The 24,706-nt window shown below is 35.8% G+C and carries 26 protein-coding genes and 3 tRNA genes (1 of these 29 only partly in view); 6 read left to right on the top strand and 23 right to left on the bottom strand.

All coding sequences use genetic code 11. The annotated features are described in order from the left end of the window. Together hxlB and IGL15_RS09145 are read right to left on the bottom strand one after the other, a co-directional pair. Window positions 1-558 carry a 6-phospho-3-hexuloisomerase gene (gene hxlB, locus IGL15_RS09140; RefSeq protein WP_002307014.1) on the bottom strand — a complete coding sequence of 186 codons (558 nt, stop codon included), beginning with the start codon at window positions 556-558 and terminating at the stop codon, window positions 1-3. A gap of 39 nt (window positions 559-597) precedes the next feature. Then, a complete protein-coding gene (locus IGL15_RS09145; protein WP_002330246.1) occupies window positions 598-1,296 on the bottom strand; it encodes a ribulose-phosphate 3-epimerase in 699 nt (232 codons plus the stop codon). 185 nt (window positions 1,297-1,481) lie between these two features. Here IGL15_RS09145 and IGL15_RS09150 point away from each other — a divergent pair, with 185 nt between their 5' ends. Beyond that, window positions 1,482-2,231 (top strand): DeoR/GlpR family DNA-binding transcription regulator, encoded by a 750-nt coding sequence (locus IGL15_RS09150; protein ID WP_002307017.1) that lies wholly within the window; start codon window positions 1,482-1,484, stop codon window positions 2,229-2,231. A 183-nt stretch (window positions 2,232-2,414) separates the two neighbouring features. Here IGL15_RS09150 and IGL15_RS09155 read toward each other — a convergent pair whose 3' ends face one another. After that, entirely contained in the window at window positions 2,415-2,660 is a 246-nt protein-coding gene (locus IGL15_RS09155; RefSeq protein ID WP_002307018.1) for a hypothetical protein, read from the bottom strand. Window positions 2,661-2,980: 320 nt separating this feature from the next. Between IGL15_RS09155 and IGL15_RS09160 the strand changes: the two genes are divergently transcribed. Further along, entirely contained in the window at window positions 2,981-3,742 is a 762-nt protein-coding gene (locus IGL15_RS09160) for a formate/nitrite transporter family protein (RefSeq protein ID WP_002295324.1), read from the top strand. Window positions 3,743-3,912: 170 nt separating this feature from the next. Here IGL15_RS09160 and IGL15_RS09165 read toward each other — a convergent pair whose 3' ends face one another. Then, on the bottom strand, window positions 3,913-5,085 hold the full coding sequence (locus tag IGL15_RS09165; protein ID WP_000195429.1) for an IS256-like element IS256 family transposase: 1,173 nt from the start codon (window positions 5,083-5,085) through the stop codon (window positions 3,913-3,915). Between the two features lie 216 nt (window positions 5,086-5,301). On the opposite strand from IGL15_RS09165, the gene IGL15_RS09170 reads away from it, so the two are divergent. Then, window positions 5,302-5,496 (top strand): hypothetical protein, encoded by a 195-nt coding sequence (locus IGL15_RS09170; RefSeq protein WP_002289063.1) that lies wholly within the window; start codon window positions 5,302-5,304, stop codon window positions 5,494-5,496. Window positions 5,497-5,764: 268 nt separating this feature from the next. Then, complete coding sequence (locus IGL15_RS09175) at window positions 5,765-6,064, top strand: hypothetical protein (RefSeq protein WP_002318954.1); 300 nt, start codon at window positions 5,765-5,767, stop codon at window positions 6,062-6,064. A gap of 96 nt (window positions 6,065-6,160) precedes the next feature. Here the strand turns inward: IGL15_RS09175 and IGL15_RS09180 are convergent, their stop codons facing one another. From IGL15_RS09180 to ulaG, 8 genes are all read right to left on the bottom strand, one after another. Beyond that, entirely contained in the window at window positions 6,161-6,595 is a 435-nt protein-coding gene (locus IGL15_RS09180; RefSeq protein ID WP_010776864.1) for a GNAT family N-acetyltransferase, read from the bottom strand. 232 nt (window positions 6,596-6,827) lie between these two features. Further along, window positions 6,828-7,538, bottom strand: a complete 711-nt coding sequence (locus IGL15_RS09185) for an L-ribulose-5-phosphate 4-epimerase (protein WP_104765445.1) — start codon at window positions 7,536-7,538, stop codon at window positions 6,828-6,830. After that, the gene (locus IGL15_RS09190; protein WP_081156997.1) at window positions 7,528-8,388 is read right to left on the bottom strand and encodes an L-ribulose-5-phosphate 3-epimerase; all 861 of its coding nucleotides are present in this window, start codon (window positions 8,386-8,388) and stop codon (window positions 7,528-7,530) included. Before IGL15_RS09190 ends, IGL15_RS09185 begins: the two co-directional genes overlap by 11 nt. 4 nt (window positions 8,389-8,392) lie before the next feature. Continuing rightward, on the bottom strand, window positions 8,393-9,031 hold the full coding sequence (locus IGL15_RS09195) for a 3-keto-L-gulonate-6-phosphate decarboxylase UlaD (RefSeq protein WP_081156998.1): 639 nt from the start codon (window positions 9,029-9,031) through the stop codon (window positions 8,393-8,395). Window positions 9,032-9,045: 14 nt separating this feature from the next. Beyond that, entirely contained in the window at window positions 9,046-9,345 is a 300-nt protein-coding gene (locus IGL15_RS09200; protein ID WP_002299656.1) for a PTS sugar transporter subunit IIB, read from the bottom strand. A 42-nt stretch (window positions 9,346-9,387) separates the two neighbouring features. Further along, window positions 9,388-10,872 carry a PTS ascorbate transporter subunit IIC gene (locus IGL15_RS09205; RefSeq protein ID WP_002288827.1) on the bottom strand — a complete coding sequence of 495 codons (1,485 nt, stop codon included), beginning with the start codon at window positions 10,870-10,872 and terminating at the stop codon, window positions 9,388-9,390. 19 nt (window positions 10,873-10,891) lie between these two features. Then, on the bottom strand, window positions 10,892-11,353 hold the full coding sequence (locus IGL15_RS09210; protein ID WP_002295331.1) for a PTS sugar transporter subunit IIA: 462 nt from the start codon (window positions 11,351-11,353) through the stop codon (window positions 10,892-10,894). Window positions 11,354-11,370: 17 nt separating this feature from the next. Then, window positions 11,371-12,438 carry an L-ascorbate 6-phosphate lactonase gene (gene ulaG, locus IGL15_RS09215; RefSeq protein WP_104765444.1) on the bottom strand — a complete coding sequence of 356 codons (1,068 nt, stop codon included), beginning with the start codon at window positions 12,436-12,438 and terminating at the stop codon, window positions 11,371-11,373. A 217-nt stretch (window positions 12,439-12,655) separates the two neighbouring features. Here ulaG and IGL15_RS09220 point away from each other — a divergent pair, with 217 nt between their 5' ends. After that, window positions 12,656-13,426: a DeoR/GlpR family DNA-binding transcription regulator gene (locus IGL15_RS09220; RefSeq protein ID WP_002288823.1), complete on the top strand. Its 771-nt coding sequence runs from the start codon at window positions 12,656-12,658 to the stop codon at window positions 13,424-13,426. A 272-nt stretch (window positions 13,427-13,698) separates the two neighbouring features. Here IGL15_RS09220 and IGL15_RS09225 read toward each other — a convergent pair whose 3' ends face one another. Further along, on the bottom strand, window positions 13,699-14,526 hold the full coding sequence (locus IGL15_RS09225; protein ID WP_010829708.1) for a helix-turn-helix domain-containing protein: 828 nt from the start codon (window positions 14,524-14,526) through the stop codon (window positions 13,699-13,701). Window positions 14,527-15,100: 574 nt separating this feature from the next. Here IGL15_RS09225 and IGL15_RS09230 point away from each other — a divergent pair. Then, window positions 15,101-16,336, top strand: a complete 1,236-nt coding sequence (locus IGL15_RS09230; protein ID WP_104765443.1) for a glycosyltransferase — start codon at window positions 15,101-15,103, stop codon at window positions 16,334-16,336. A gap of 999 nt (window positions 16,337-17,335) precedes the next feature. Here the strand turns inward: IGL15_RS09230 and IGL15_RS09235 are convergent. The 10 genes from IGL15_RS09235 to IGL15_RS09280 form a co-directional block, all read right to left on the bottom strand. Then, window positions 17,336-17,596 (bottom strand): diacylglycerol kinase, encoded by a 261-nt coding sequence (locus IGL15_RS09235; RefSeq protein ID WP_002295336.1) that lies wholly within the window; start codon window positions 17,594-17,596, stop codon window positions 17,336-17,338. A 26-nt stretch (window positions 17,597-17,622) separates the two neighbouring features. Further along, a complete protein-coding gene (locus tag IGL15_RS09240) occupies window positions 17,623-18,924 on the bottom strand; it encodes a PTS sugar transporter subunit IIC (protein WP_002318967.1) in 1,302 nt (433 codons plus the stop codon). Between the two features lie 291 nt (window positions 18,925-19,215). After that, window positions 19,216-19,674, bottom strand: coding sequence for a PTS glucose transporter subunit IIA (locus IGL15_RS09245; RefSeq protein ID WP_002288815.1), 459 nt, complete (start codon window positions 19,672-19,674; stop codon window positions 19,216-19,218). A 12-nt stretch (window positions 19,675-19,686) separates the two neighbouring features. After that, a complete protein-coding gene (locus IGL15_RS09250) occupies window positions 19,687-21,018 on the bottom strand; it encodes a maltose-6'-phosphate glucosidase (protein ID WP_181044017.1) in 1,332 nt (443 codons plus the stop codon). Between the two features lie 10 nt (window positions 21,019-21,028). Then, on the bottom strand, window positions 21,029-22,471 hold the full coding sequence (locus IGL15_RS09255; protein ID WP_181045227.1) for a PTS transporter subunit EIIC: 1,443 nt from the start codon (window positions 22,469-22,471) through the stop codon (window positions 21,029-21,031). Then, entirely contained in the window at window positions 22,458-23,222 is a 765-nt protein-coding gene (locus IGL15_RS09260) for a carbohydrate deacetylase (RefSeq protein WP_104765440.1), read from the bottom strand. Before IGL15_RS09260 ends, IGL15_RS09255 begins: the two co-directional genes overlap by 14 nt. A gap of 104 nt (window positions 23,223-23,326) precedes the next feature. Continuing rightward, a complete protein-coding gene (locus tag IGL15_RS09265; protein ID WP_002288809.1) occupies window positions 23,327-24,202 on the bottom strand; it encodes a PRD domain-containing protein in 876 nt (291 codons plus the stop codon). 254 nt (window positions 24,203-24,456) lie between these two features. Next, window positions 24,457-24,541: transfer RNA gene (locus IGL15_RS09270), tRNA-Leu, on the bottom strand. A gap of 17 nt (window positions 24,542-24,558) precedes the next feature. Further along, a tRNA-Gln gene (locus IGL15_RS09275) sits at window positions 24,559-24,630 on the bottom strand. A 9-nt stretch (window positions 24,631-24,639) separates the two neighbouring features. After that, window positions 24,640-24,706, bottom strand: a tRNA-His gene (locus tag IGL15_RS09280) (it continues 6 nt past the right edge of the window).

The raw sequence follows: 24,706 nt of genomic DNA on the forward strand, positions 1-24,706 counted from the left end.
CTACTCTAAGTTAGCATGGTATTGCCACAACTTTGACATATCAATTGCTTTTTCTTCTATCATCACTAAAGCAATACTATCTCCTAACAAAAGAACACTTTGTTCAAACAGGCTAGTCATTGGCTGTATAGAAGAAATTTCCTCTGGTAACGCTAATTTTGTTTGTACGGGTATACGAATAAAAAGATCTGAATATTCTTTCATTGTGCTGTCTGGGTTTGATCCTATATGGGCAACTTGGGACCCAAATTCCTTTGCTTTTTTTGCAATAGTTAGTGGGAAAGCACTTTCCCCACTACCAGAACCAACAATCAATAAATCTTTATCTGTAATTGCCGGTTCAGTGATTTGTCCTACGACTACTGTCTGAATTCCTAGATGCCCTAAGCGTTTTGCCATTCCTTCTAGCGCTAACAGTACTCTGCCAACCCCCACGAAAAAAACTCGTTCCGCTTTTTCAATTTTCTTTATCAATTGTTCCACATCTTTCGAAGAAATACGGTCTAATGTTTCAGTAATTTCTCTTACAATATTTTGTTTCGCCGCCTTATAACTCAACTATTTCCCCTCCATTTCTATTATTCAGGACCACTACATCTATTGATTTTTCCTAACTGATTGCTTCATCGCTTGATAAAGTAGTTTTTGATTTTCTGCTAATGTATTTCCTTTAAGAAACAAACTTGTACTTCCTAATACCAGATTTGTTGCGCCTGCATCTAATAATCCCGGGATCGTTTCTAACGATACCCGTCCATCCACTTGGATATCTACTGCTAACTCTTTCTCATTTACTAACTGGCAAAGATCTGTAATTTTTTTTAGCGCGTAAGAAATTTGTTTTTCTGACTTGTTTGTTGCAAAACCTGGATTAATCAGCATCAAACAAATCCTATCAATCTCGGGTAAAATATATTGTAATACATTTAACGGAGTTGCTGGATTCAAAGCTATCCCTACTTTTGTTCCAGAATTCTTGATGAGCTGGATATATCGATCAATATGGAGGCTTGTTTCATAATGAAAAGTAATGCTCTCTACGCCAATTTTCAACATTTCTCCAATAAAAAATTCGTTATCCTTAGCCATGATGTGTACATCAAAATTCATTGAAGTGATTTCTCTAATTCTTTTGATTGTTTCGATCCCTAAAGGCATACTGGGACTAAAAGAACCGTCAATCACGTCAATATGCAAGGAATCCATCCCAATACTTTCTAGTTCTTGGATGCTTCCTTCCAAATTTGCTAGATCCCCACACATAAGTGAAGGCGACAAAATAATTTTTTTCTCCATACATTCCCTCCTTTAATTACTCCCTTATTGTAACCGCTTAACAAATACTAGTCAACATAAAACTGCATAAAAATATTTTGTTTTTGCTTGTTTATGCCGTTTTAGTGTATTAAAAACGGAAATTATTGACATAAAAACGCATAAATGACATGATAAACAAGAATAAATAAGAAGGAGCACGCAACATGTTGAAATTAGAACGTCATCAAAAAATTCTAGATTTATTAAACGCAGAACAAAAAGTTATCGCTAGTGATTTAAGTCAACGTTTCAATGTATCCGAAGACACGATTCGACGAGATTTGAAAGATTTGGATAGCCAAGGTCTCTTAAAAAGAGTACACAGCGGCGCTTTACGTGTTGGTCCGCCAATTACCAATTTTAACTACCGAGAAACTGTAGCTAGCGAACAAAAAACTGCATTAGCTCATAAAGCCCTCCCTTTTTTAAAAGAAGAATCTGTCATCATCATTGATGGAAGTACAACTAACTTGGCTTTAGCAAAAGAAATCCCACAAGATTTTCGTGCAACAATCATTACCAATAGCCCGCCGATTGCCATAGCATTAGCACAGCATCCTAATTTGGAAATTATCAATATTGGCGGTACTTTTTATAAACAATCTATGATCAATATTGGGGTACAAGCTTATAAGCAACTACAAAACATTCGAGCCGACCTTTATATTATGGGTATTTATAACATAGATCTAGATGTTGGAACGAGCGTGCCAACTATGCAAGAATCCGACATTAAACGTGAGATGATACGTATTTCTACTGAAGTACTTGGGATGATAACTAATGATAAATTCGGCACCATCAGTAATCATATCGTCGGTCCAATTGAAGACCTTACCTATCTTATTTCAGAAGAAATTCCTGAAAAGGTTCGTAAAGAATACAATAAACAAAAAATCGTTTTGATTGATTAAGCGAAAACTATTGGTAACTACTAAAGCAACAGATATAAAAAATCTAAAAAAGAAACACGCAATAAAGTTTTGAAATAAACTTTATTGCGTGTTTCTTTTTTTGTTTATTATCACTTGACTAGCACCACGTATAACATACTATAGCAATCATCATCCCACTTCTTTGTCTTTTGAAATACTACGTTATTTCTTTTTATTAACAAAAAACAATAGCACTAAACAGACCAAAATAGTTATGACTCTCAACGCGGGAGTAAACAGCAATGCTATCATTAAATTAGCAAGTTCACTGACGATTGAGGAATTTGATTCGTATAATACAAATAAAGGTTCTGCAAATAAATTCACATGTCTATAAACAAATTCTGTAAATAAATATACGGTTAAGCCTAAACCAATTATGGTGATATTTTTTTTAGATTTTGACATTTTTTCTCTCCTATAATAATTTTTTTCAGTTATTCATTTCCTTTTTTATAAAAAATGTAGATTGTTTTGAAGTAATAATATGCTGTAGTTTCAAGAAAATTTACGGGAAATTTGATAACTGATATTACTTACTTTTTGACCACCATATACATGACTTTTATTTTTGTTTCTTTTTTAGAATCAAATGTGATTAAATAGAAAATTTTACAATAATATGCACATATAAATAATAAGATGATATAATCAACAAAGAAAATGTGAATTTTTTCACTATATTTTATCACATGAAAATTCATTAAGAAAGTAGGAATCGAAGTATTATGCACACACCAGAAGAAATTATGGAACTCAGTATTCATCTTGGAACAAAAAAAATACATAAACCTATCTTAGCTAAACTGATTTTAGGTTTTATCGGAGGAGCCATGATTTCTCTAGGTTATTTGGCATACGTACGAGTCTCTGCTTCTATCCCAGAATCTATGGCTAGCTTGACTAGTTTAGTTGGTGCCTCGGTTTTTCCTATCGGCCTGCTGGTCATCCTTCTTGGCGGTGGTGAATTGATCACCGGAAATATGATGGCTGTGGCGATTGCCTTTATGGATAAAAAAGTCACATTCTCACAGCTGGTTAAGAATTGGTCAGTGATTACTTTTGCAAATATTATTGGTGCAATTTTCGTTGCTTATTTCTTTGGACACTTTGTTGGTTTAACTCATTCAGGTGTCTATCTCGACCAAGTGATTCATATTGCTGATCATAAAATCGCTGTTTCTTGGTGGCAAGCATTAGGCTCCGGAATAGGTTGTAATTGGTTTGTCGGTTTAGCGTTATGGTTATCATATGGAGCAAAAGATGCGGCCGGAAAAGTACTAACGATTTGGTTTCCAGTCATGATTTTTGTGGCAATCGGTTTCCAGCATAGTGTGGCCAACTGTTTTGTGATACCTGCTGCCATATTTGAAGGTCAAGCGACTTGGTTAGAATTTCTCTCGAATTTTATCCCCGTTTATATTGGAAATATCATCGGCGGAGCTATTTTTGTTTCAGGTTTTTATTACGTTAGTTATAAGCATCATTAAGACTGAAGGTAATGTTCATTCGAGCATTACCTTCAATCTCTTTATATACTATTTATATTTTAAGAACAATAGCCTTTTATTATATATATTATTCAAATTAGTTATATCGAGTGAAAAAAAAGTCAAGTCCAGACTCCTGTGTAAAATGCTATACAATGTTTTTACCATTTCTACTTATCAAAATTGATGTATTTTCTTGAAGAATAAATCCATTCATCATGTAGGTCCATAAGAACGGCTCCAATTAAGCGATTGGCTGATGTTTGATTGGGGAAGATGCGAATAATCTTTTCTCTTCTGCGTACTTCTTGATTCAGTCGTTCAATTAGATTGGTACTCTTTAGTCGATTGTGGGAATTTCCTTGTACGGTATATTGAAAGGCGTCTTCGAATCCATCATCCAATGATGCGCAAGCTTTTGAATATTTTGGTTGATCGATATAATCATGAATCAATCGATTTTTAGCCTCACGCGCTAAGTTAATATCTGTGAACTTAAAAATTCCTTTAACAGCTTCTCTGAAAGATTTTGAATTTTTTTTAGGAATGGTGGTAAAGATATTTCTTAGGAAGTGAACTTGGCATCTTTGCCAACTTACGTTGGTGAAGGATTTTCTAATGGCAGAGACTAATCCTTTGTGCGCATCAGAAATAACGAGTTCCGTACCTTGTAAACCGCGTTCTTTTAGGTATTCAAAAAATGTTGTCCAGGTCTCTTCGCTTTCGCCACTTTGAATCATGAAGCCGATAATTTCACGGTCGCCATCTTTGGTTATTCCAATCGCTATATGACAGCTTTTTGAGAGTACTCGATTTTCTTCTCGTACTTTTATATAGAGTACATCGGTCATTAAGTAAGGATAATTTTTTTCTGATAATAAACGATTCTGCCACTCGTTAACCATAGGTTCTAGCTGTTCTGTTAAGCTAGAAACGAAGGACTTAGAGACGGATTTACCACAAAGTTCTTCCACAATTTTTGATACTTTACGAGTTGAAACGCCTGATACATACATTTCCAACATTGAAGCCATGAGGGCTTTTTCGTTTCGTTGATAACGTTCAAACACTGTGGGTGAAAAATGGCCATCACGTGTTCTGGGTACTTTTAATTCTAGCGTGCCTACACGTGTCGTAAAGCTGCGCTCATAATAGCCATTTCGTTGACTTTGTCGGTTTTCTGTTCGTTCATATTCTTTTGCTTGAATATATTCTGTTCGTTGATTTTCCATTAGTTGATTAAATACCGTTGTTAAAATATTTTTAGAAACGTCATCCTTTACAGAATATTCAATAATGCTTTGAATCTCTTCGCTTTTCAGTGTAAAATGTACTTGGGTCATGTAAAAGTCCTCCTGGGTATGTTTTTGTCGTTAAAAACATTGTACCGTAAAAGGACTGTTATATGGCCTTTTTACTTTTACACAATTATACGGACTTTATCGAAAAAAACTTTCAAATTGATTCTTTTTATTTATCATAAAGATATAGATACATAATCATTTTCACTTACATATATTTGAATATTAACTAAAAACAGCAAGAAAGAAGAGGATCAAATGTATTATGTAGAAGTAAAAACAAAAGGCGTCAAAAACAAACAATATGTGAAAGGTATCAGTAACGAATATCCTTTACTTGGTTCATGGAAAGAAGCTGCTCCTTTTTCCAAACCATGTGCCATAAAAATAAAGAACGAGCTAGAAAAAGAACTGACTTGTGGCAAAGCTGTTGTAGATATCATCGAAAAGTAAATCCAATGTATAGAAAGGAAGATCACACATGAAAAGCGACGTACAAATTGCTAAGATTATAGAATTAGAAGAAGAAGACGCAGTGTTGACAATTGAAAAAAAATAAACGTTTGTATACCATATGATTATTTCAATATGTATCCTGGAATTGGAGATCTCGTAGAGCTATATCAAGATGAATCAAATATACTTGTCATTCATCATGAAATATAGAGACTTATAAAATTGTTTATTTTTATAATGTATCAGTATAGAAAGGAAATAAAACATGGATTATACTGTTGAATTTGACAGTGAACTACTTAAGCAATTTCCACAAGAAGAACATTTCATGTATAAAGAAGCAATTTCCCACAAAGTGACAGAGTATTTGGAGCATAATTTTTTTCGTATAAAGCCAGTGCGTACTCGTTCGGCAAAAAGAATATACGAGATGAAAGTCAAAATTAATAAAAAAAATTATCGCATAGCATTTGCTTTAAAAAAAAATCATGTGTTCATTTTTTATATTAGTTCGAATTTGCAAAAAATTGTATTTGATAAAGAGGTGAGTAAAAAAATAAAATAGCTGAGCATTGGAGGATAGATTGAGTGATACTAAGTCTATCCTCTTGTTTTTCTAAAGAACTAAGCTAGAATTTTTTCTTTTGTACGTTATTATATGTTATTTGTCATTACCAAAAAGCACTTTTTTTCTTCTAGTATCTATGACATAAGAAATACCACCCATTTCCTTTACTTGAACAAATCCTACTGATTCATAAAAGTTTTTTGTTTTCTCAGTATCATCTGTCAATAATTCGATTTGGACTGGTCCATAACTAGTGATCTTCTCCAAAGCTTCATTCAAAAGTGATTTGCCTATTCCTTGGCGCTGATATCTCGGATGAATGAGGATATCTTGAATAAATGCGATCGTCGCAAAATCAGTGATCCAACGAACGATTCCGATAATCTTCCCTTCCCCATTACGCTTTATCAGAGATTCAGATTGTTCAAATGCTCTAGCTAACCTTGCAGTGTCTTTTGTGTAATTCGTCCAACCAACGCTCTTATATAATTCAGAAATCTCATCGATCATAAGGGAATCAATATTCATTTTTTTCTTCCTTTCTTATACAATTCTCCCTCTAATAATACAATTCTTTGACTATTTAATCTATCACATATAACTCTCCTGTAAAGATTCTCTCGATTCCTTAAAATTCCTCTTTCCTTTTAGAATGCATCCTTTTTGATAAATAAAAAAGGTTGTGATAAATTTTCTTCACAACCTCTGTTTCTCTCTATCAAGTGTTATCTTTTAATTTTCTACCCTTACCCTAGCATCTCTATTGCCCGTAGTATGCATACTCTCCATGTTTGCGAAAATAATGTTTATCTAGTAAATATTGCGGGATTTCACATATATTGGGGTTGATCAGCTCGTTTTCTTTGGCCATCAGACAAATTTCATCTAAGATCAAACTGTTTTCTACTGCTTTCATAGGTGAATCCCCCCATGTGAACGGTCCATGTCCATAGACAAGTACTCCAGGGACTTCGTTTGGATCTAATTTTCTTTCCTTAAACGTCTCGACAATCACATTCCCTGTATGAACTTCGTAAGCTTCTCTTACTTCTTCTTTCGTCAATTGGCGTGTACAAGGAACCTTACCATAAAAAGCATCAGCATGAGTCGTGCCATAAGCTGGCAAATCGCGTCCTGCTTGCGCCCACATGACGGAGTGCGTGGAATGAGTATGAGTAATAGCAGTTATATCTTCAAAAGTTTGATACAAAACAACATGTGTGGGGAGATCTGAAGATGGTTTTAAGCTGTCTTCTTCTATTATATTTCCCGACAAATCTGTTACCACCATTTGATCTGCTTGCATGCATTCATATCTGACACCGCTTGGCTTAATGACGATGACTCCTAGCTCACGGTCCACTTCACTCACATTGCCCCAAGTCAATTTGACTAATCCGTATCGCGGCAATGCCAGATTTGCTTCAAGGACACGTTGCTTCATTGCTGCAATTTTTTCTTCACAAGACATCATAGCCAGCCTCCTTCAATTTAGAACTTAAGTAGTCTTTTGCCTGCTGGATTTCTCTTCGAAAGTCTTGGCTTTTTTCACTCCACATTTCAATCAGAAATGTTCCATCATAATCTAGACGTTTCAAATGTCTTAATAATCCAAGAAAATCAACACAACCGCTACCAAAAGGAACATCACGAAACTGGCCTGAATATTCTTTTGTTACAGGGTAAGTATCTTTTAAGTGGATAGCAGTGATATAATCGATCCCTTTCTCAAGTTCTCGAGCCGGATTATTTTCCGGCCATGCGGACAAATTGCCTAGGTCTGGATATACTTGTAGAAAAGGGGAATGAATCTGTTCTTTGATTTCTAAAAATTTTGAAATGGAGTTCATAAATGGATCATCCATGATTTCCACGGAAAGAATGATGCCATATTTAGAAGCTTCCTTTACGCTTTCTTTTATTCCTTCGATAAAGTCTTCTCTGGAATTCATTGATTTCTCTTCATAATAAACATCGTATCCAGCTATTTGGATTACTTTGACGCTTAGATTATGCGCCAAATGGATTGCTTTTTTCATTAGTTGTTTCGCTGCTTTTTTCTTTTCTGGATCAGCAGAACCATACGGAAATCGCCGATGCGCACTTAAACAAATCGAATGGATACGTACACCGGAGCTGAACATCTCTTCTCTCAGCTCAGCTATCTTTTCTTCAGACCAATCTAATCGTGCTAACCGCTCATCCGTCTCATCAATCGACATCTCGATAAAATCGAAGTCCATTTCTTTTACAAGGGAAAAACGTTCTTTCCATGAAATATCTTTGGGTAATGCTTTTTCATAAATCCCAATTTGAGCCATTTCCTTACCCCCAGATATGAATGATCTCATCTTTGAAGTTTTGTGCGGCCTTCATCGGATCATTTGCTGCTGTAATACCACGACCAGTGATAAAGGTATACACATCGATCCCTTCAAATAAGTGTAATGTGTGTGGATTTAATCCACCAGTTACAGAAACATTAAAGCCTAGTTCAATCAGTTTTTTGATCTTCGATAAATCTTTTTCACCCCAAGTTTCACCAGATAACAGCGCATCACGGCTTTGATGGTAGATTACCTGCCGGATACCGATGTTATGCCAATCCATGGCTTGTTCAAAAGTCCAATTGCCGTAGAGTTCTACTTGTAATTCACCTATTTCTTTTTGTGCTGCCTCCATAGTTGGAATCGTTGCACAACAAATGACTGTCATCCAGTCTGCTCCTGCTTTTGCAACATTACTCGCCACTGTTCCTCCAGCGTCTGCACATTTCGTATCAGCGACTAGTTTTTTATCTGGGAACATACTGCGAATACAGCGAATCGCTTTTTGTCCTTCCTGTAAGCAAAGAATTGTGCCCACTTCAATAATATCTACTACATCACCAACTTTCATAACATCTCCTAATGCATGTTCTAAGTCATTGTGATCTAACGCAATTTGCAAATTCGGCCTGCTCATCTTAGTTCCTTCCTTTACTTGTTTTTTTGGTACCACTTTGTTTCAGCAAATTTTTCACTGATTTCTTTGGCTGACATCACATTTTTGATACCGATAACTGTAACTCCTTTTTTCTCTGCCTGAGTAAACATATTCAAAAAATTGACTGGCGTAAAAACTACATCGTATTGGCCAGCTGAACTTTTCCCCTCTGAAATGGCACAATGATGGATTTTGGTAATTGGTACGTTTAGTTCTTTCATTGCTTTTTCCACACTTCTCATCATCATCAAGCTTGTTCCTGATCCATTTGCACACGATACTAAAATTCTCATCTTAATCCCTCCATTATGAGTGTTGTCTAATCAGATTTTCTTTTATACTCTCTGCTTTTCTGCATATGTGTCATAGTCTTCTACAATCAAAAAATAACCATCAGGATTTTTCCGATATTGTAACTGCGGAATAGCCAATAAACCAATGACAACTACGGCAATTCCAGCATAACCTAGGACTTTCATGATTACTGTAAACAATGGCCAAGCTGTTGCCCAGTCGAACATCCCGATATAACCACCGTATGTTGACATCCCAATCCATGTAGCGAATAATGCTGAACCGCCTACTTGTATGATTCCTGAAAGAAACGGGAACAGGCAAGCGGCTTTGAATCCACCTCGGTTATTGGCATAAACTGCTATAACGGCATTATCAAAGAACAACGGAATGAAACCGGCTATGACGATCGTTGGTGATTTCAATAAAATCAGTAAACCAATCATCAAAAACTGTCCCAAAGCACCAAACAAGAACCCAATCGTTACCGCATTTGGCGAACCAAAGCCAAAAGTAGCAGCTACGTCAATTCCTGGAACAGCTCCTGGTAAAATCGTGTTTGAGATTCCTTGGAAAGATTGAGTTAGTTCATCGACGAATGTCCGAACACCTAATTGCAAGATCGCCAGATATACCGCAAAATTTAAAGAAGTCGTCATAATGTAGAATAAGAAACTCTGTCCTTCTTGCATGAATTGCGCTTGAATCAAATAATCTTTGCCTAGTACAATCAGAATGATCCCAAAGAAAAATAGCATGAGTAACGAAGTAGCAACCATATTCTCATTGAAAATCGACAAGAATCCTGGTAATTTGATATCTTCGATTTTTTTGTCTTGCTTGATTGATCTATTTTTCTTTTCATCCCGCTTTTTCATCCACTCAGCTAATTTTGCAAATATAAAGATTCCGAACATTTGCTGATGTGCCACTGCAAATCCGGCACCTTCTGTCAATTCCTGCGTGATTCCTACTGTTAAGTTAGAAGCTACTGCCCAATAACAACCTAAAATCAGTCCCATAAAAATTAATACTTGTATCCTACCTAGATCAGGAAAGCAAAACAGTAAAATCCAAAAAGCGGTAGCTGCTTGTTGAACCTGAACGTTTCCGGTAGTGAAAACGGAACGCAGTTTCGTATATTTCTGAAAACGGACTAATAAGATATTTAAAACAAATGCAATCAGTAATAAAATCATCACATCTCCAAAGGTACGGCCAAATGTCTCCATTAATCCAGCATCCACAGCATTTTGTCCAAAATAAGGATCTGTAACCATGGCATCCAAATTGAACCGTTCCTTTAGTCCAACCAAGATTGGCCGAAAATTATTGACCAAACCACCAGAGCCAACAGTCAAAATAAAGTAACCGACCGTTGCCTTTAAGAATCCAGCGATGCATTCATGAAGCGGGCGTTTCAGCAAAATATAGCCTAATAACACGATAAAACCAATCAGGTATGCTGGCTGCGTCAAGATATTTGTTGCAAAATACGTCCAAATGCTTAACAAAAATTCCCCCATCTTTTTTCTCCTCTATCAATTAATTATATTCTGCCATCACAACTTGGTAATCATCGATGGAGTTCGTAGAGATGAGACGCTCAACCAATCCATCTGTCATTAATAATTCGGATAATTTTTGGATATTTTCTAGATGTTCTTCTGGATCTTTTGCTGCGAGTGTAAAAAACAAACTAGCCGTTTTCTCCTCATTCTCCCCTTCACTTTCAAAACGGATTGGCTGCTTCAATTTGGTAAATGAAATAGCTGTTCCAAAAACACCATCACTTTTTTCTGAAGAATGCGGCATTGCTACTTGAGGTGCAATCACAATATAAGGCCCATATTTTTCTACACAATGGATGATCTCCTCCACATACGTTTCATCAATAATTTCCTTATCGATCAATACAAGACAGCTTTCGGCGATAGCTTCACGCCAATCCGTGATTTCTTTATCTGGGTAATGAATCAATTGATGGTCAAAAAAGTATTTCAGCAAGAAACTCCCCTTCTTTCTTATAAAAACGACGGAAACGGTGTATCATTTTCAATCGAGAAGACATCTTCAAATCCTCGATAAAAATTAAACTCAAGATCATCTTTGTTTGTCGGATAGATGAATTTCCCGCCTACTTGCCAGATATAAGGTTTAAATCCATACTTCAGGCGATCCTTTTTGAATTTCCAAATTTCAGTGATCTCTTTTGGATCAGCCATAAAATTAGACCAAATATCGTAGTGGACAGGAATCACTACTTTTGCATTCAATGACTCCGCCATGCGCAGCATATCAACAGAAGTAACTTTGTCTGTTATACCGCGTGGATTTTCACCATAGGCCCCTAAACAGACATCGATTTTGTGTTCATTACCATGTTTGGCAAATAAATTGGAGTAATGTGAATCTCCTGCATGATAAAGATTCCCTCCTGATGTTTCGAATAAATAGTTTACTGCAATTTGATCCATCTCCTGAGGGATTTTTCCTTTTAATACCTCTTCTGGATCTTCACAAGTGACCAATGCTGTCCGATCAAACGCTTCTAAAGCTACTACATTGATGTCTTTGATTTTGACTGCATCACCTGGCTTTACTGTAATCGTTTTTTCTTCAGGAATTCCCCATTTTTGCCACGTGCGAACCACTTCTTTTGGCCCAATGAATGTTGCTTCAGGACAATTTTGATGAACTGCTGCGGCTGTATGGATATCTAGATGATCGGAATGGATATGTGTAACGATTAAAGCATCTACATTTTTTATCGCAAAAGGATCGATTACGAAAGGCTGAGTACGTAAATTAGGCTGCATATTTTGAACGCCACTCATACGCATCATCTGATGGCCTTTTTTCATCATGCCATTCCCATGACTACGTTTTCCCGTCCCACACCATAGATCACATAAAATATTCGTTCCTTCATGACTTTTCAGCCAAATTCCCGTACAGCCCAGCCACCACATAGCAAAAGTTCCAGGATCCACTACTTCTGTTTCGATTTCTTCATTCAAGTATGTGCCCCACTCAGGAAATGTTTCTACTAACCACTTTTCTTTTGTTACTTCATTGACAGTTTTACTCATTTGCTTGCTCCCCCCATATCGTTGTTCCAACTTACAAGTAAATATTAATGTGTATCAGCATCCATGAAAACCCTTTTATATGACCGTTTGTTTTTTATATGATTTTCTTTCAGTAATCAATGATTGTTTCAGTATAATAAAGACAGATATGAATGTTTAAATGAACAACTAGTCAAATAAATCCATGGATCAAGATGTCCCTCAGGAGGCAAAAGTCATGAAAAACTCACTTGTCAATATTGAAAAACGTCAAAAAGAAATTTTGGAACTGCTTCAGCAGACTGAACAACTATCAACTTTCGAATTAGCTGAATCCCTTGATGTATCTATTAGTACGATACGAAGAGATTTAAATTTATTAGAAGAAAAAAACGAGATCATACGCAATTACGGTTATTGTTCTTATAATTACAAAAACCAGACTGATTTTGATCAATCTGGTCCTGAAAGGATTAAACAAGCGATTGCCAGAGAAGCTAGTAAATACATTAACGATTATGATACGCTGTTTATCAATTCTAGCTCGACTGCGTTGAAAACACTGGATTTTCTTCAATCTAACCATTTGACAGTCATTACAAACAACGTGAAAATCAATTACTCTCCGCACAAAGATAATTGTAGTTATATTTTAACTGGTGGAGAGATGCGCTTTCCAAAAGAAGCACTAGTGGGCGACATCGCATTAAATACGATTTCTTCAGTCAATGCAGACATTTGTATCATTGGCTGTAGCGGAGTCGATGTAGTACATGGGGTCACAACAAAGATATTAAATGAATCAACGATCAACGAAATGATGGTCAACAAGACAATCAAATGTAAGATTTTAGTCGCTGATCATCGAAAAATCGGACTGACGTCAAAATTCAAGATTGCTGATATTTCTGTCTTTGATTATTTGATCACTGATAAATTTTGTTCTGAAAAAGTATTAGAGGAGATCAGAAATACGGGGATAAAAACCATTCAAGTAGATTCATTTTAAGAACCAGGACGTAAATATGTAAATAGGATTATCAAAAAAATGAATAACAAATTTATCGATAAATGAAAAACACGCTACGCTCAAATTGATAAAGGAATCCCAAGATGTATCCATCCAATCGATACCATCATAATCTATTGCTTCTTTTATAACCGTTATATGTTGCCTAAATAGGAATCAAACAATATCGAAAAAAGGAGGTGTGACAAAAGTCACACCTCCTTTTTTCGAATAAACGGTATTCAAATCAGAACACTGATTTCACAACCACTTTATTTCAGGTCGTTTTCAATCACCTTTACCGCGTAATCATTTCCGTTGAAACGCGCTATTTTTTTTGCGTCCATATATCTTTCTAAATAATCATCTTCTCCTAATTGCTTACGGCAAGAAGCAATTTCATAAAGCAAGTATTCCAATGCATAAGTCGATTTATGTTTCTTATTATACTCAATACCCTTCTCACATAATTGGATTGCTTTATCATAATCCTCGATTTTACGGTAATAGGTGGCGATATCATAATATACAATGCAGACCATCAGATTATCAAAATCAGTCTCACTCAATATTTTAAGTGTACGCTCCACATAAACTTTCGCAAAATCTAATTCTCCTTTTGACAAGTAGATCATTGCCACGTTTGCAGCTGCTTGTAAGTGATGGATATCTGTTTCGGTCGTTTGTTCCAACACTTGATTAAAATAAAATAATGCTGCATCTGGTTTTTTCGCATAAAGATGATCAAGCAGTCCTTGATAAAATAAAATTTGATTTAAAAGATCAGAATTACTTACTTTTTCCTGATCGATCGTTTGTAAAATTTTATAAGATTCTTGGTATTTTGATACAGAATTCAATGATTGAATCTCATTTATTTTTTTCCTGATTTTGTCTTCTTCTGTTTCTACTAATATATCGGAGATCTCGACATTCAGCTTTTTGCAAAGCGCACTTAAGATATTGATGCCTGGCGACATATTCTTGTTTTCGATATTGCTGACAGTTGCTTGTTCACAAATGCCTTCTGCTAATTGTACTTGTGTTAACCCCTTTTTCTTTCGGTATTCTTTTAGTAATGCTCCATCTACTTTAATCAAAACAATTTCCTTCCCTTTAAAAAATTATTTCTCCTTTATATCATACACAAAAAAAAGTTCTAAACAACCAAAAATGTTTAGAACAGAATAAAAATTTTAATTTTAAAATAATATTCAAATTAAACAACTGGCGTATCTGCTCCTTGATTTCTTTTTGTGTTATCTGAATAATTATCGTTTACAGTTATAACACATAGTGAAAATTGTCATGGCGAGAAAGTCTAAGAATATTTTTAAACATAACTATTTCTTTCTTACGTGTGTATAATGACGACAGCACACCTATCAATTAATATAATTATTTTATTTTTTTATGTTCTCAATCATCATGTTTATTTTTAATGACACAACTTCTCGTATTTATCTGGCACAACATATAAATCGATCAAAAAATTGTTGCGTGTTTTTTTGAAAATTGGAGTTTCAACTTGATTACAAAATTTAAATTTAGAAGTTGTGAAAACAGCGAGAGACAGTTTAATATTCAAAATATACATAGGCTACTCGAACGCTGTGTCTTTTAGTATACTAGTAAGAAACGAAGGGATAGACTCATTCCAATAAGGAGGATTTCATGAAGACAATTCTTTTTGCTCCTGCAGTATTCAATTTAGCTGAGACAACACGAATGATTGAGGTTGCCAAAGCTATGAAAGACCGTTATTACTGTGTATTCTTTGGCTTTTCTAAAACTTTTGCTCCTTTGATCACAGAAAGTGACTTTGAGTATCATTTACTAGCGCCGACCCTTACGAAAAAACAAGAAGAACAAATCATAAAATTTGACCAGTTGCGTACACTTAAAAACCCTTTTACCAAAGAAATGGTTGCCTCTCGTATCACTAGTGAACAGAGTCTGATTGCTAAGTTTGAGCCTCGACTGATTGTGACAGGTTCGAATGTGACAATTTTTTTATCGGCCCGCAGTAAAAAGATTCCTTTAGTATATGTTAAACCCTATGCTTTGAGTGAACCTTTTTTTCAATCAGAGCATGCGCTGATGCCCCACGAGTTACGTTTCTTCGGCCCTTTAAGCAATCGCCTTTGGCACTGGACAAAAAAGCGTATAGTAAATACCCGATGGATCCCCAATGCCTTCAAACACGCTGCACAAAGAGAAATGCTTCCTTTACCAAAAACAAGTTTACAAATGATGGATGCTGATCTAAATCTCATCACAACGCCTAAATTATTTTTGGAAGAAGAACAGCTGCCGGAAAATTATCGAATCGTTGGTCCAATTTTTGCTAAGCTCAGTACTTCCTTGCCTGAAGAAGTGCTAACTTTTATACAGCGAAAGCAACAAGAAAGAAAACGTATTATCTATTTCGCAATGGGTAGTTCAGGCAATCCGCGTATGTTACGCAAAATTTTGTTCTTCTTACAAAAACAATCGGATCTAGCGGTTATTGCACCTATTGACTATCTGCTTGATGACATTCAATCTGACTCAGAAGATCTTTTAATAACAGAATATCTGTCTAGTCATCTTTTGCATGAATTCATTGATTTTTCTTTTATCCACGGCGGGGAAGGGACCGTCCAAACTGCCTGTGAATCCGGCAAACCGTTTATCGGTGTGGGGATGCAATTTGAGCAAAGCTGTAATATTGACTATTGTGTAAAATACGGAAACGCAATCGCCCTCACAAAACCAGTGACTGAAAAAAAACTGCAGATTGCTCTGCGCGAAGTTTCTTCACCCAAGATTCGTCAGCAGGCACGCACGCTGCAAGCCGTTTTTCCAATAAATGGTCCACAACAAGCAATTCAAGAAATCGAAACCTTCCTGAGCAACCACCCAATATAGTTTCAAGTAGAAAAAGCTTTTTTAATAGAGACTCATCAGTAATTTCGCTATTCGAGACCCAGACAGTGAAAATACAAAAAAAGTAAATAGTGGATTGAAAAGTTAGAGTTACTTAAATTACGGTGTCTAAAAAACACAAAATCATCCTTAAAATAAAAGATCTGACGCTATCCAAATGAGCATAGGTAGCGTCTGCCATTTATTCTTAGTCAAATTCTTTGACACCTTTCTCTGGTTGGATCATCTCAACGTTTCTTCAAAAGAAAGACCATAATAATTAGGCAAATACATTTTCTTAAAATGTGTCATATAGATCTAGAAGCATCGCTTTGTAGAGATTTGTGCTGCTAGTCCCCTCAACAATTACTAAATCAAATGTAGGATTTACCACTTTATCTTTGATAATCAACCTCCCTCTTCTGTTGAGACAATGATCTCGCAATCCGATGCATACTCCTATATAAACTGCCAGCAATCCCCACATATTGAGTAGATCATGTCAGAATGTTCTATGTCGTCAGCAACGATACACTAAAAGTCACGTTCACCATGACTGATTGCTATTCCCAGCGCAATTATTTCTATACACGTTTCATGATTTGAATAAACACTCTCATCATACATATTACCATTCATACACCATACTGCAGCCCCTACTATATGGTTGTAAGCTCCCAAATCTATATTTGACTTGATCACTTTGGTAGTAGATCTACTAATTCTAAATCCATTGCTGATAAAATTTTCATTTTTGCCTCCTTCTTTCTGCCAAAACAGTTAAAACAATAATAATCTTTATGTAAAAAAGGGCTGTGACAAAAGCCTTGTCACAGTCCCATATTCCGAATAAACGGTGGTCAAAAGCTTGCATCTGCGGTAATAAGTTCAACCAAACGAAAAAATAAGCCAACATTTCACAAAAATTTAAGAAGCAATTTTCGTAAATTTCTTCTTATTTCTTGAAGCTAACCACTTCTGTCACAACCACTTTTAGAACATTTAAAGCTTCGATGTGACAAACCATCTATGCTGCTCGATCATAAAATTGATAGCAAAAATTCCACAAAGTACATATGTCCCCCATGAAAACAAAACATTCATATGCGGTACAATGATCTTTGGAAGAATCACGATCAAAAATGATGCCAGTGCCCAAATCCATCGATTGATTTGAATATGATATGTAGCTAGCATATTCAATATAAGGTGACTAGCCGTTAATAAAAAGATAAAAACAAAAAATAAAATCAGCCAATACATTGTTTCCCACCTTCTAAAAACCAAACTTAGACAGTTTGGACTTCGTTTTCTCCACGACTTTGTTCATCTGACAGCATCTTTTTATCATAAGCTTTTACAAATGGATAATAGATAATAAATGCTATCAATGTGTTGATCATGATCAAGATAACAACACGCCAGTCATTTCCTGCTGAAAGATAACCGCCGATTGGAGCTGGTAATGTCCAAGTTGGCAAAACAGTAAATCTATTGACCATTTCTAATTTGACTGCAAAATAACTGATAATAGTCAAAACTAAAGGAACTAAGTTGAACGGGATGAACATGTAAGGATTCAACATCATAGGAGCTCCAAAAATCATGGGCTCATTGATATTGAAGATACCAGGAATAATAGAAAAACGACCAACCTCTTTCAAGAATTTTGATTTACAGAAGAATATAAACAAAACAGATACCACGATCGTTGCTCCTGCACCACCAATTGTTACCGTCCATTGATAAAACTGTTCAGGAGCGATATAGGGTAATTGGGTGGCAGCTGTACCATCTGCCAATGCCTTTGCATTCTCATCCAACATGATCAGCCACATTGGACGAACAACAGCCCCTACAATACTCATACCATGGATACCAAATGACCACAACAAATGGATCAAAAACATTGGTAGTAAAACACCAAGCAAATTATTCCCTAAAATATTGGTTAAAGGCTCGAATAACGATAATAAGGCAGCGTTTACATCAAAGCCCGCGACGCTTCGAATCAGCCAAGTAATTGTTAAAATGACTGCACCTGGAATCAATGCCTCAAAACTACGGGCAACAGCAGGTGGCACTTGTTCTGGCATTTTGATAGTAATATTTCGATTTTTAAAGAAACGATATACTTCCACTGCAAAAATCATAGATAAGATCCCCGCAAACATCCCAGATGCTCCCAAAGAACTCATAGGTAAGACCCAGCCAAGAGGTGCCTCTTCAGGAGTTAAAACGTTTACAGGAACTTGTAACATAAAGAACGTTCCTAAAGATAATATACCACCTGTCACACTATCTAATCCATATGATTTAGCTAGATCCGAACCCATAACAAAAGTTGCATAAATAGCCATCAATCCCATCGTCATCCTAAAGGGTAAAACAATCGTTGCCGAATAAGGGGCAATAAATTCATTCCATCCAGGAAACGGTAAATTGATAAAGACCATAAAAAATGTCCCAATCAAAATCAATGACAATGTTGAAACAACCCCATTACGAATTGCTAATAAATGACGCTGTGTACCAATTTTTGCCATTGGTGGGACAAGTTTCTCTTCGACCCATTTCATCAGCTTTTCCACTAAAACCACTCCTTTTCAATAAAATATGAACCATTCATTGCATGACAACGCAAAGAATGTTCATAACTAATTATATAATTAAGAAATTTTATTTCAATATATTCTCTTAAATAATCAAATTTATTTTTAAGAATCCTGAAAATAAGTTTTCTAAATCATAGGAGCAACAAAAAAATTCGATAATTAACAAAAATCAAAATGATTAAATCTAGTGATTGAAACATATCATTTCAAAAAAATTTTGTAAATTCACCCATAAATATCACCCTATTTAACTTTTTTCATCGTACACTAAAATTCAAAACAACTATCTTTAATCTTTACTTCTTGGTTTTGTTTTAATAAATTTCCTTCAAAAATGCCTGGAGAAACTACAATGATCACCGTATCTTTTTGTGCTTGCTCCAACTTCTTCAAATCTATAATAGCTAACAGTGTCCCTTCTTTTACCTCCTGGTTACTTTCAACCCGTATCTGAAACGGACTTCCTTCGAGTTCAACTGTATCTAAACCCATATGGATCAGTATTTTTCTGCCAGATTCACTTTCGATCGTTATGGCATGTCGGGTAGGAAATATATTATCGATTATTCCTTTAACTGGCGCATGGATATATCCATCATGATTCGTTATAGCGTATCCAACTCCTATCATTTTTGAAGAAAAGACCTCGTCTTTTACTGCTGTTAATGGAATAATTTGACCACTAGCTACAGCTTTTAGAATGTTTCTTGTTTTAAAGAAATGCACTTTTTATCACCTCTACTTTAATGCTGGCCAATATTTTTTGTTTACTTTGATCATTTCATCTAGTATTTTTTTTGCGACTCTGGCATTTGGTACGGTTTGATTCAATGTAAATGCTTGTAAAGCTTTTTGATAAGAACCTTCAAAGTAAGCATCTACTAGTAACTTCTCTGCTGCAACTTGTGCCTCCATCAATCCTTTATGAAAATCACTGATTGGTTTTCTTAGTGTAATTGGCTCCACACCAGTTGCACCAACATATGCCGGTATTTCAACAACTGCATCTGACCGTAGATTCGGAATCGCCCCTTGATTAGGAACGATTAGCATAAAGCGACGACGATCATTATTCAACAAGGAAATAGCTATATCGACGATATATTGTCCATGCTCCCCAAAATTAAAGTTCAATACTTCTTCCACAATACCGCGGCGTATTTTATCAGCCATTTCTTTGGTATTTTTCTCTCGTCCATCCATGACCATATTAGCACGTGTATACTCTTTGTCAGTATGCTCAACGACCATATCAGGATATAAGTAATACTCTAAGTAATTATTCGGGATATTACTTGGAAAATTTTTCGTGATGACTGACATCATTTGAAAGGTTTTTTGCCAAGTTTTGTCTCCTATATTAAAATCGGCGACTTGCATTTCTTTTGTTATTAGTTTTTCAATAATCTCTGGCATAATTTCTCGTTGCAATTCTTTATCATAAATCGATGTATACCAGCCAAAGTGGTTTAAACCATAATACGTAACGATCCAATTCTTACGATCATAACCGTAATTCACTGCAATCGTTTCTTCAATTGAAATAGTCATATCACAGGCATTAATCATTTTTACATTCGGATATTTACGACGAACAGCTTCAGAAACGATCGACTCTGGATTTGTATAATTCAAAATCCATGCTTTGGGGGCATAGTCTTGTATATGATCGACAATTTCCAATAAACCTTTGATTGAGCGCATCCCATAAGCAAATCCTCCGAGTCCACACGTTTCTTGTCCTACTAATCCATGTTTAAGTGGAATCTTTTCGTCCTTTTCTCGCATCTCCAATCCTCCAACACGAATTTGTGAGAAAACAAAATCGCATCCTGTAAAAGCAAGCTTTGGATCATCCGTTGCACGAATGCGAATATTTGAAAAACCTTTTCTTTTCAGCATAAATTTAACAATCAAGTACATATCCATATTTCTTTCTTCATCAATATCATATAAACGTATTTCAGATAATGGCAACCGTTTTTCATTGTTCAAAATGGCTTGAACGATTCCTGGTGTATACGTACTCCCGCCTCCAGCTATAGTGATAATCTGTTTTTTCATCATCATCTTTTCCTTTCTATTCTTCTAATAATTTATTGAATTCTGCCATAACATAAGTCACTTCTAAGCCGATGATAATTTGATAATTTTTTTCAGTTGGTTTAATGATCCCGCTTATCCCTAATTGCTTGATTCGCTGTTCCTCGACCATGGTGGGATCCACTACCTCTACCCGTAGGCGTGTATTACAACTATAGACATCCAGGATATTGGCTTTTCCTCCAAACGCTTGTAGCATTTTTGTTGCCATATATTCATAATTTTTACTTGCTAACCCTAACTCTGTTTCTTCTAAGGTTACTTCATTGCCAAACTCTGCCTTAGCTTCACGTCCTAATGTCTGAATGTTTCTCTTATTGATCAAATAATAAAAAGTAACGTAATACAAGGCAAAAAAGAAAATTCCGATTGGAAGAATCAAAATAGCATTGGTAGCGATTCGAAAATTGATGAGATAATCAACAATACATGCTCCGAATGTAAAACCAATTCGTATATTGAATAAGTAACAGACAATCCCTGCTAAACCGGCAAAAAGTGCATGGATCACGTACAACATAGGAGAAAGAAACATGAAACTAAATTCAACAGGCTCAGTGATATTTGCAATAAATGAAGTTCCTGCACCGCTTCCCATGATTCCTTTGACCATCTCTTTATTTTCTTTATAAGCTGCTTTATAGATAGCTAGACATATAGCTGGTATACCAAACATCATTACTACAAAAAAACCTGATAAAAACAGTCCAGCCTGAGGATCTCCGTTGATAAAGCGTGTCATCTCTCCTCTGAAAACTTCCTTGCTAGGAGATGTATAGCTTCCTAAATCGTAATAAATATACGTATTCAACACATGGTGCAGTCCAAAGGGGATCAGCAAACGATTCAAAAACATAAATATCCCCACACCTGATGCTCCCATATCAACGAGCAGTTTTGCAAAATTATCAATCCCAATTTGGATGAGCGGCCAGATAAAGCCCAAAAAAACAGCTGCGATTGTTTGTAGAATCATCACCATAGTCAATGGGAATTTTTCGCCCGCAAAATAAGAAAAAACTACTGGTAATTTTTGTTCTTTAAAGCGATTATACGTCCATGCCGCTACTAAACCGGAAATAATTCCACCAAAAATCCCCATATTCACTTCTGGGTCCATAATTTCTAAGCCTTTTTTCAAGGTAGCAATCGCTAAAAAACCAGTAAGTGCAGGTATTCCTTTGTCCTTATTTTTGACAAAACCGATTGCAACTCCTATAGCAAATAAGATATCCAAGTTTCCAAAAACGGCATTTCCAGCTGCACCGATTACTGGGATGTTCAGCATATCATCAGCTGATAAACGCATGATCAATCCCGCTAATGGCATCGCTGCAACTGGAAGTAGCATCGCTCTTCCAAGCTTCTGCACATTTGATTTAACATTCATTTTTATTCCTCCTCTATTAAATATCCTCATATGTTACTAACTCAATCAAAGAATCATTTTTCACTTTTTGAGCAAATGCTGAATGAATTAAAAATTCGACTTGGTGGGTACGAGGATACACAAAACTTGAACCATTTAACAATTCCTGATCCAAATACGCTGCGTGACACATGACTTCGATCGTTTTATCTTCTCTCAATATCATGAGTAAACTTGCCAAATATTCTTCCACACTCGTATTGATTTGTCGTTTTTTTTCATCAGTTTCTCCTACGACATCGAAACAAGGCTCAAAATAATCGACATGACGAACTTCATCTTTTCGTTCAAAGTTGCTCCGAACCGGCAAATCATATTTTTTTGCTAATGTAACAACTACCTCCTGATTTTCATCCAAAGTATGAGTATGATGATGACTGTCTAAATGAGTTGGTATGATCCCCGCATGATAAATTTTTTGAATCTGAGCATTCCATTCCTGATACAGTTGATCTTTGTCAATGTTAAATGGATGCTGATAATAAGATAAGGATCTGAACTCTCCGCTTTCCATAAGAGTATCGACAGTTTTGAGGAGTGGTTTGCCACACGTCAATGTTAAATGGACTCCTACACCTAGCCTAGGCACTTCCTTTCTTAGTTTCACAGCATGCTCGAAACCCGGCATATTTGCCATCAATGTAGTTGATGTCAAAATTCCTCGCTGATAAGCATCCATAATCCCATAATTCACACCATGGCTATAGCCAAAATCATCCGAATTAAAAATCACTTTTCCCATTTCATTCTCCTTCTTTTTTCTACTAAAAATAGGCGCAACCAAATAATCATAGTCCATTTACTATGTGTCATTTGGTTGCGCCTATAGATAGTTACGCCCTTATTTTAATAGATTCTTGCTAGATGAATTGCCAAATAGATGATTTCATTTTCTTGAATGGCAAGTTGAAATTGCTGTTCGATGATATCTTTAATCTTTAGTGCTGTACAATACGCTTTGCTATGTTTAAATGTTTCAGTAAAAAAACCAATATTTTCTACTGGCGTTTCTTCCTGATAAATCAAGCGTTTAACCAGGAATTTGATATGAACCATTAAGCGATGATAAGTCAGTGATTCTTTATCATAAACGTTTGAATAGGATTTTTCTAGATGGGACAAAATCGTGGTCGTCATTTCTACTATTTTTAAGCTCTTTAAACTATTAGGCTCTCCTAGCTCAGCATTAATGATATGCATAGTGATGAATCCTACTTCATTTGACCCTAACTCGGTTTGATATCGATGATTGATTCGCTCGACCACTTCTACTGCTATATCATATTCATTTGGATAAAGGAATCTCATTTCTGGCAACATAATTGCTGTGACATCTCTATCTTCTCTTTTTCGTTGAATAGCAAAATAAATATGATCTGTCAATGTAATATAGATATTTGAATCTAATGGAGAGGAGATCCTAGCTGTTATCAGTTCAATCACTTCTTCCGCAAAATCCATAAATTCGATTGGAATCTGCGAGACTATCTCACTGAATCGTTTGATCTTTTCTTTAGAATCTAATACAAATAATTTGTCAGCATCCTCAACATCAAATGGCTTACTCACTTTAGCAGAAAAGCCAATCCCTTTCCCCATCGCAATTTTTTCTATTCCATCGTCATCGATCAATACAGCATTATGATTCAGCTTTTTCATCACATACACCGTTAATTCACCTCCTCTATATGATAAAACAAAACAACTTGCAGACTCCTTCATACATATTTTTGTCTCCAAACAATTTTTAAAGACAAAAAACGACCTAAGAAAGAACCCTTTCTTAGGTCGTGCCTAATTGAATAGTAGCACCCTACATAATTTACAAAAATAGTTTAACACATAATAAAAGCGTTATCAATATCTTTTTTACTCGTTTTATGATAATACTTGTATCGAATTGATTTGGAGGTAATTACATAAAAACAAAAAAAATATAGCAACTCTCTATAAGAAAGTTGCTATATTGATAATTATACCGGCGGCCGGGGTCGAACCGGCACGTCCTCAACGGACACTGGATTTTGAGTCCAGCGCGTCTGCCAATTCCGCCACGCCGGCAAATTTAAAAATAATAACTGGGGTAGCTGGATTCGAACCAACGCATGAGGGAGTCAAAGTCCCTTGCCTTACCGCTTGGCTATACCCCAAGAATAAAGGGCGAATGATGGGAATCGAACCCACGAATGCCGGAGCCACAATCCGGTGCGTTAACCACTTCGCCAC

This window comes from Enterococcus sp. DIV0436a (assembly GCF_051711605.1).
Lineage (GTDB): Bacteria > Bacillota > Bacilli > Lactobacillales > Enterococcaceae > Enterococcus_B > Enterococcus_B faecium.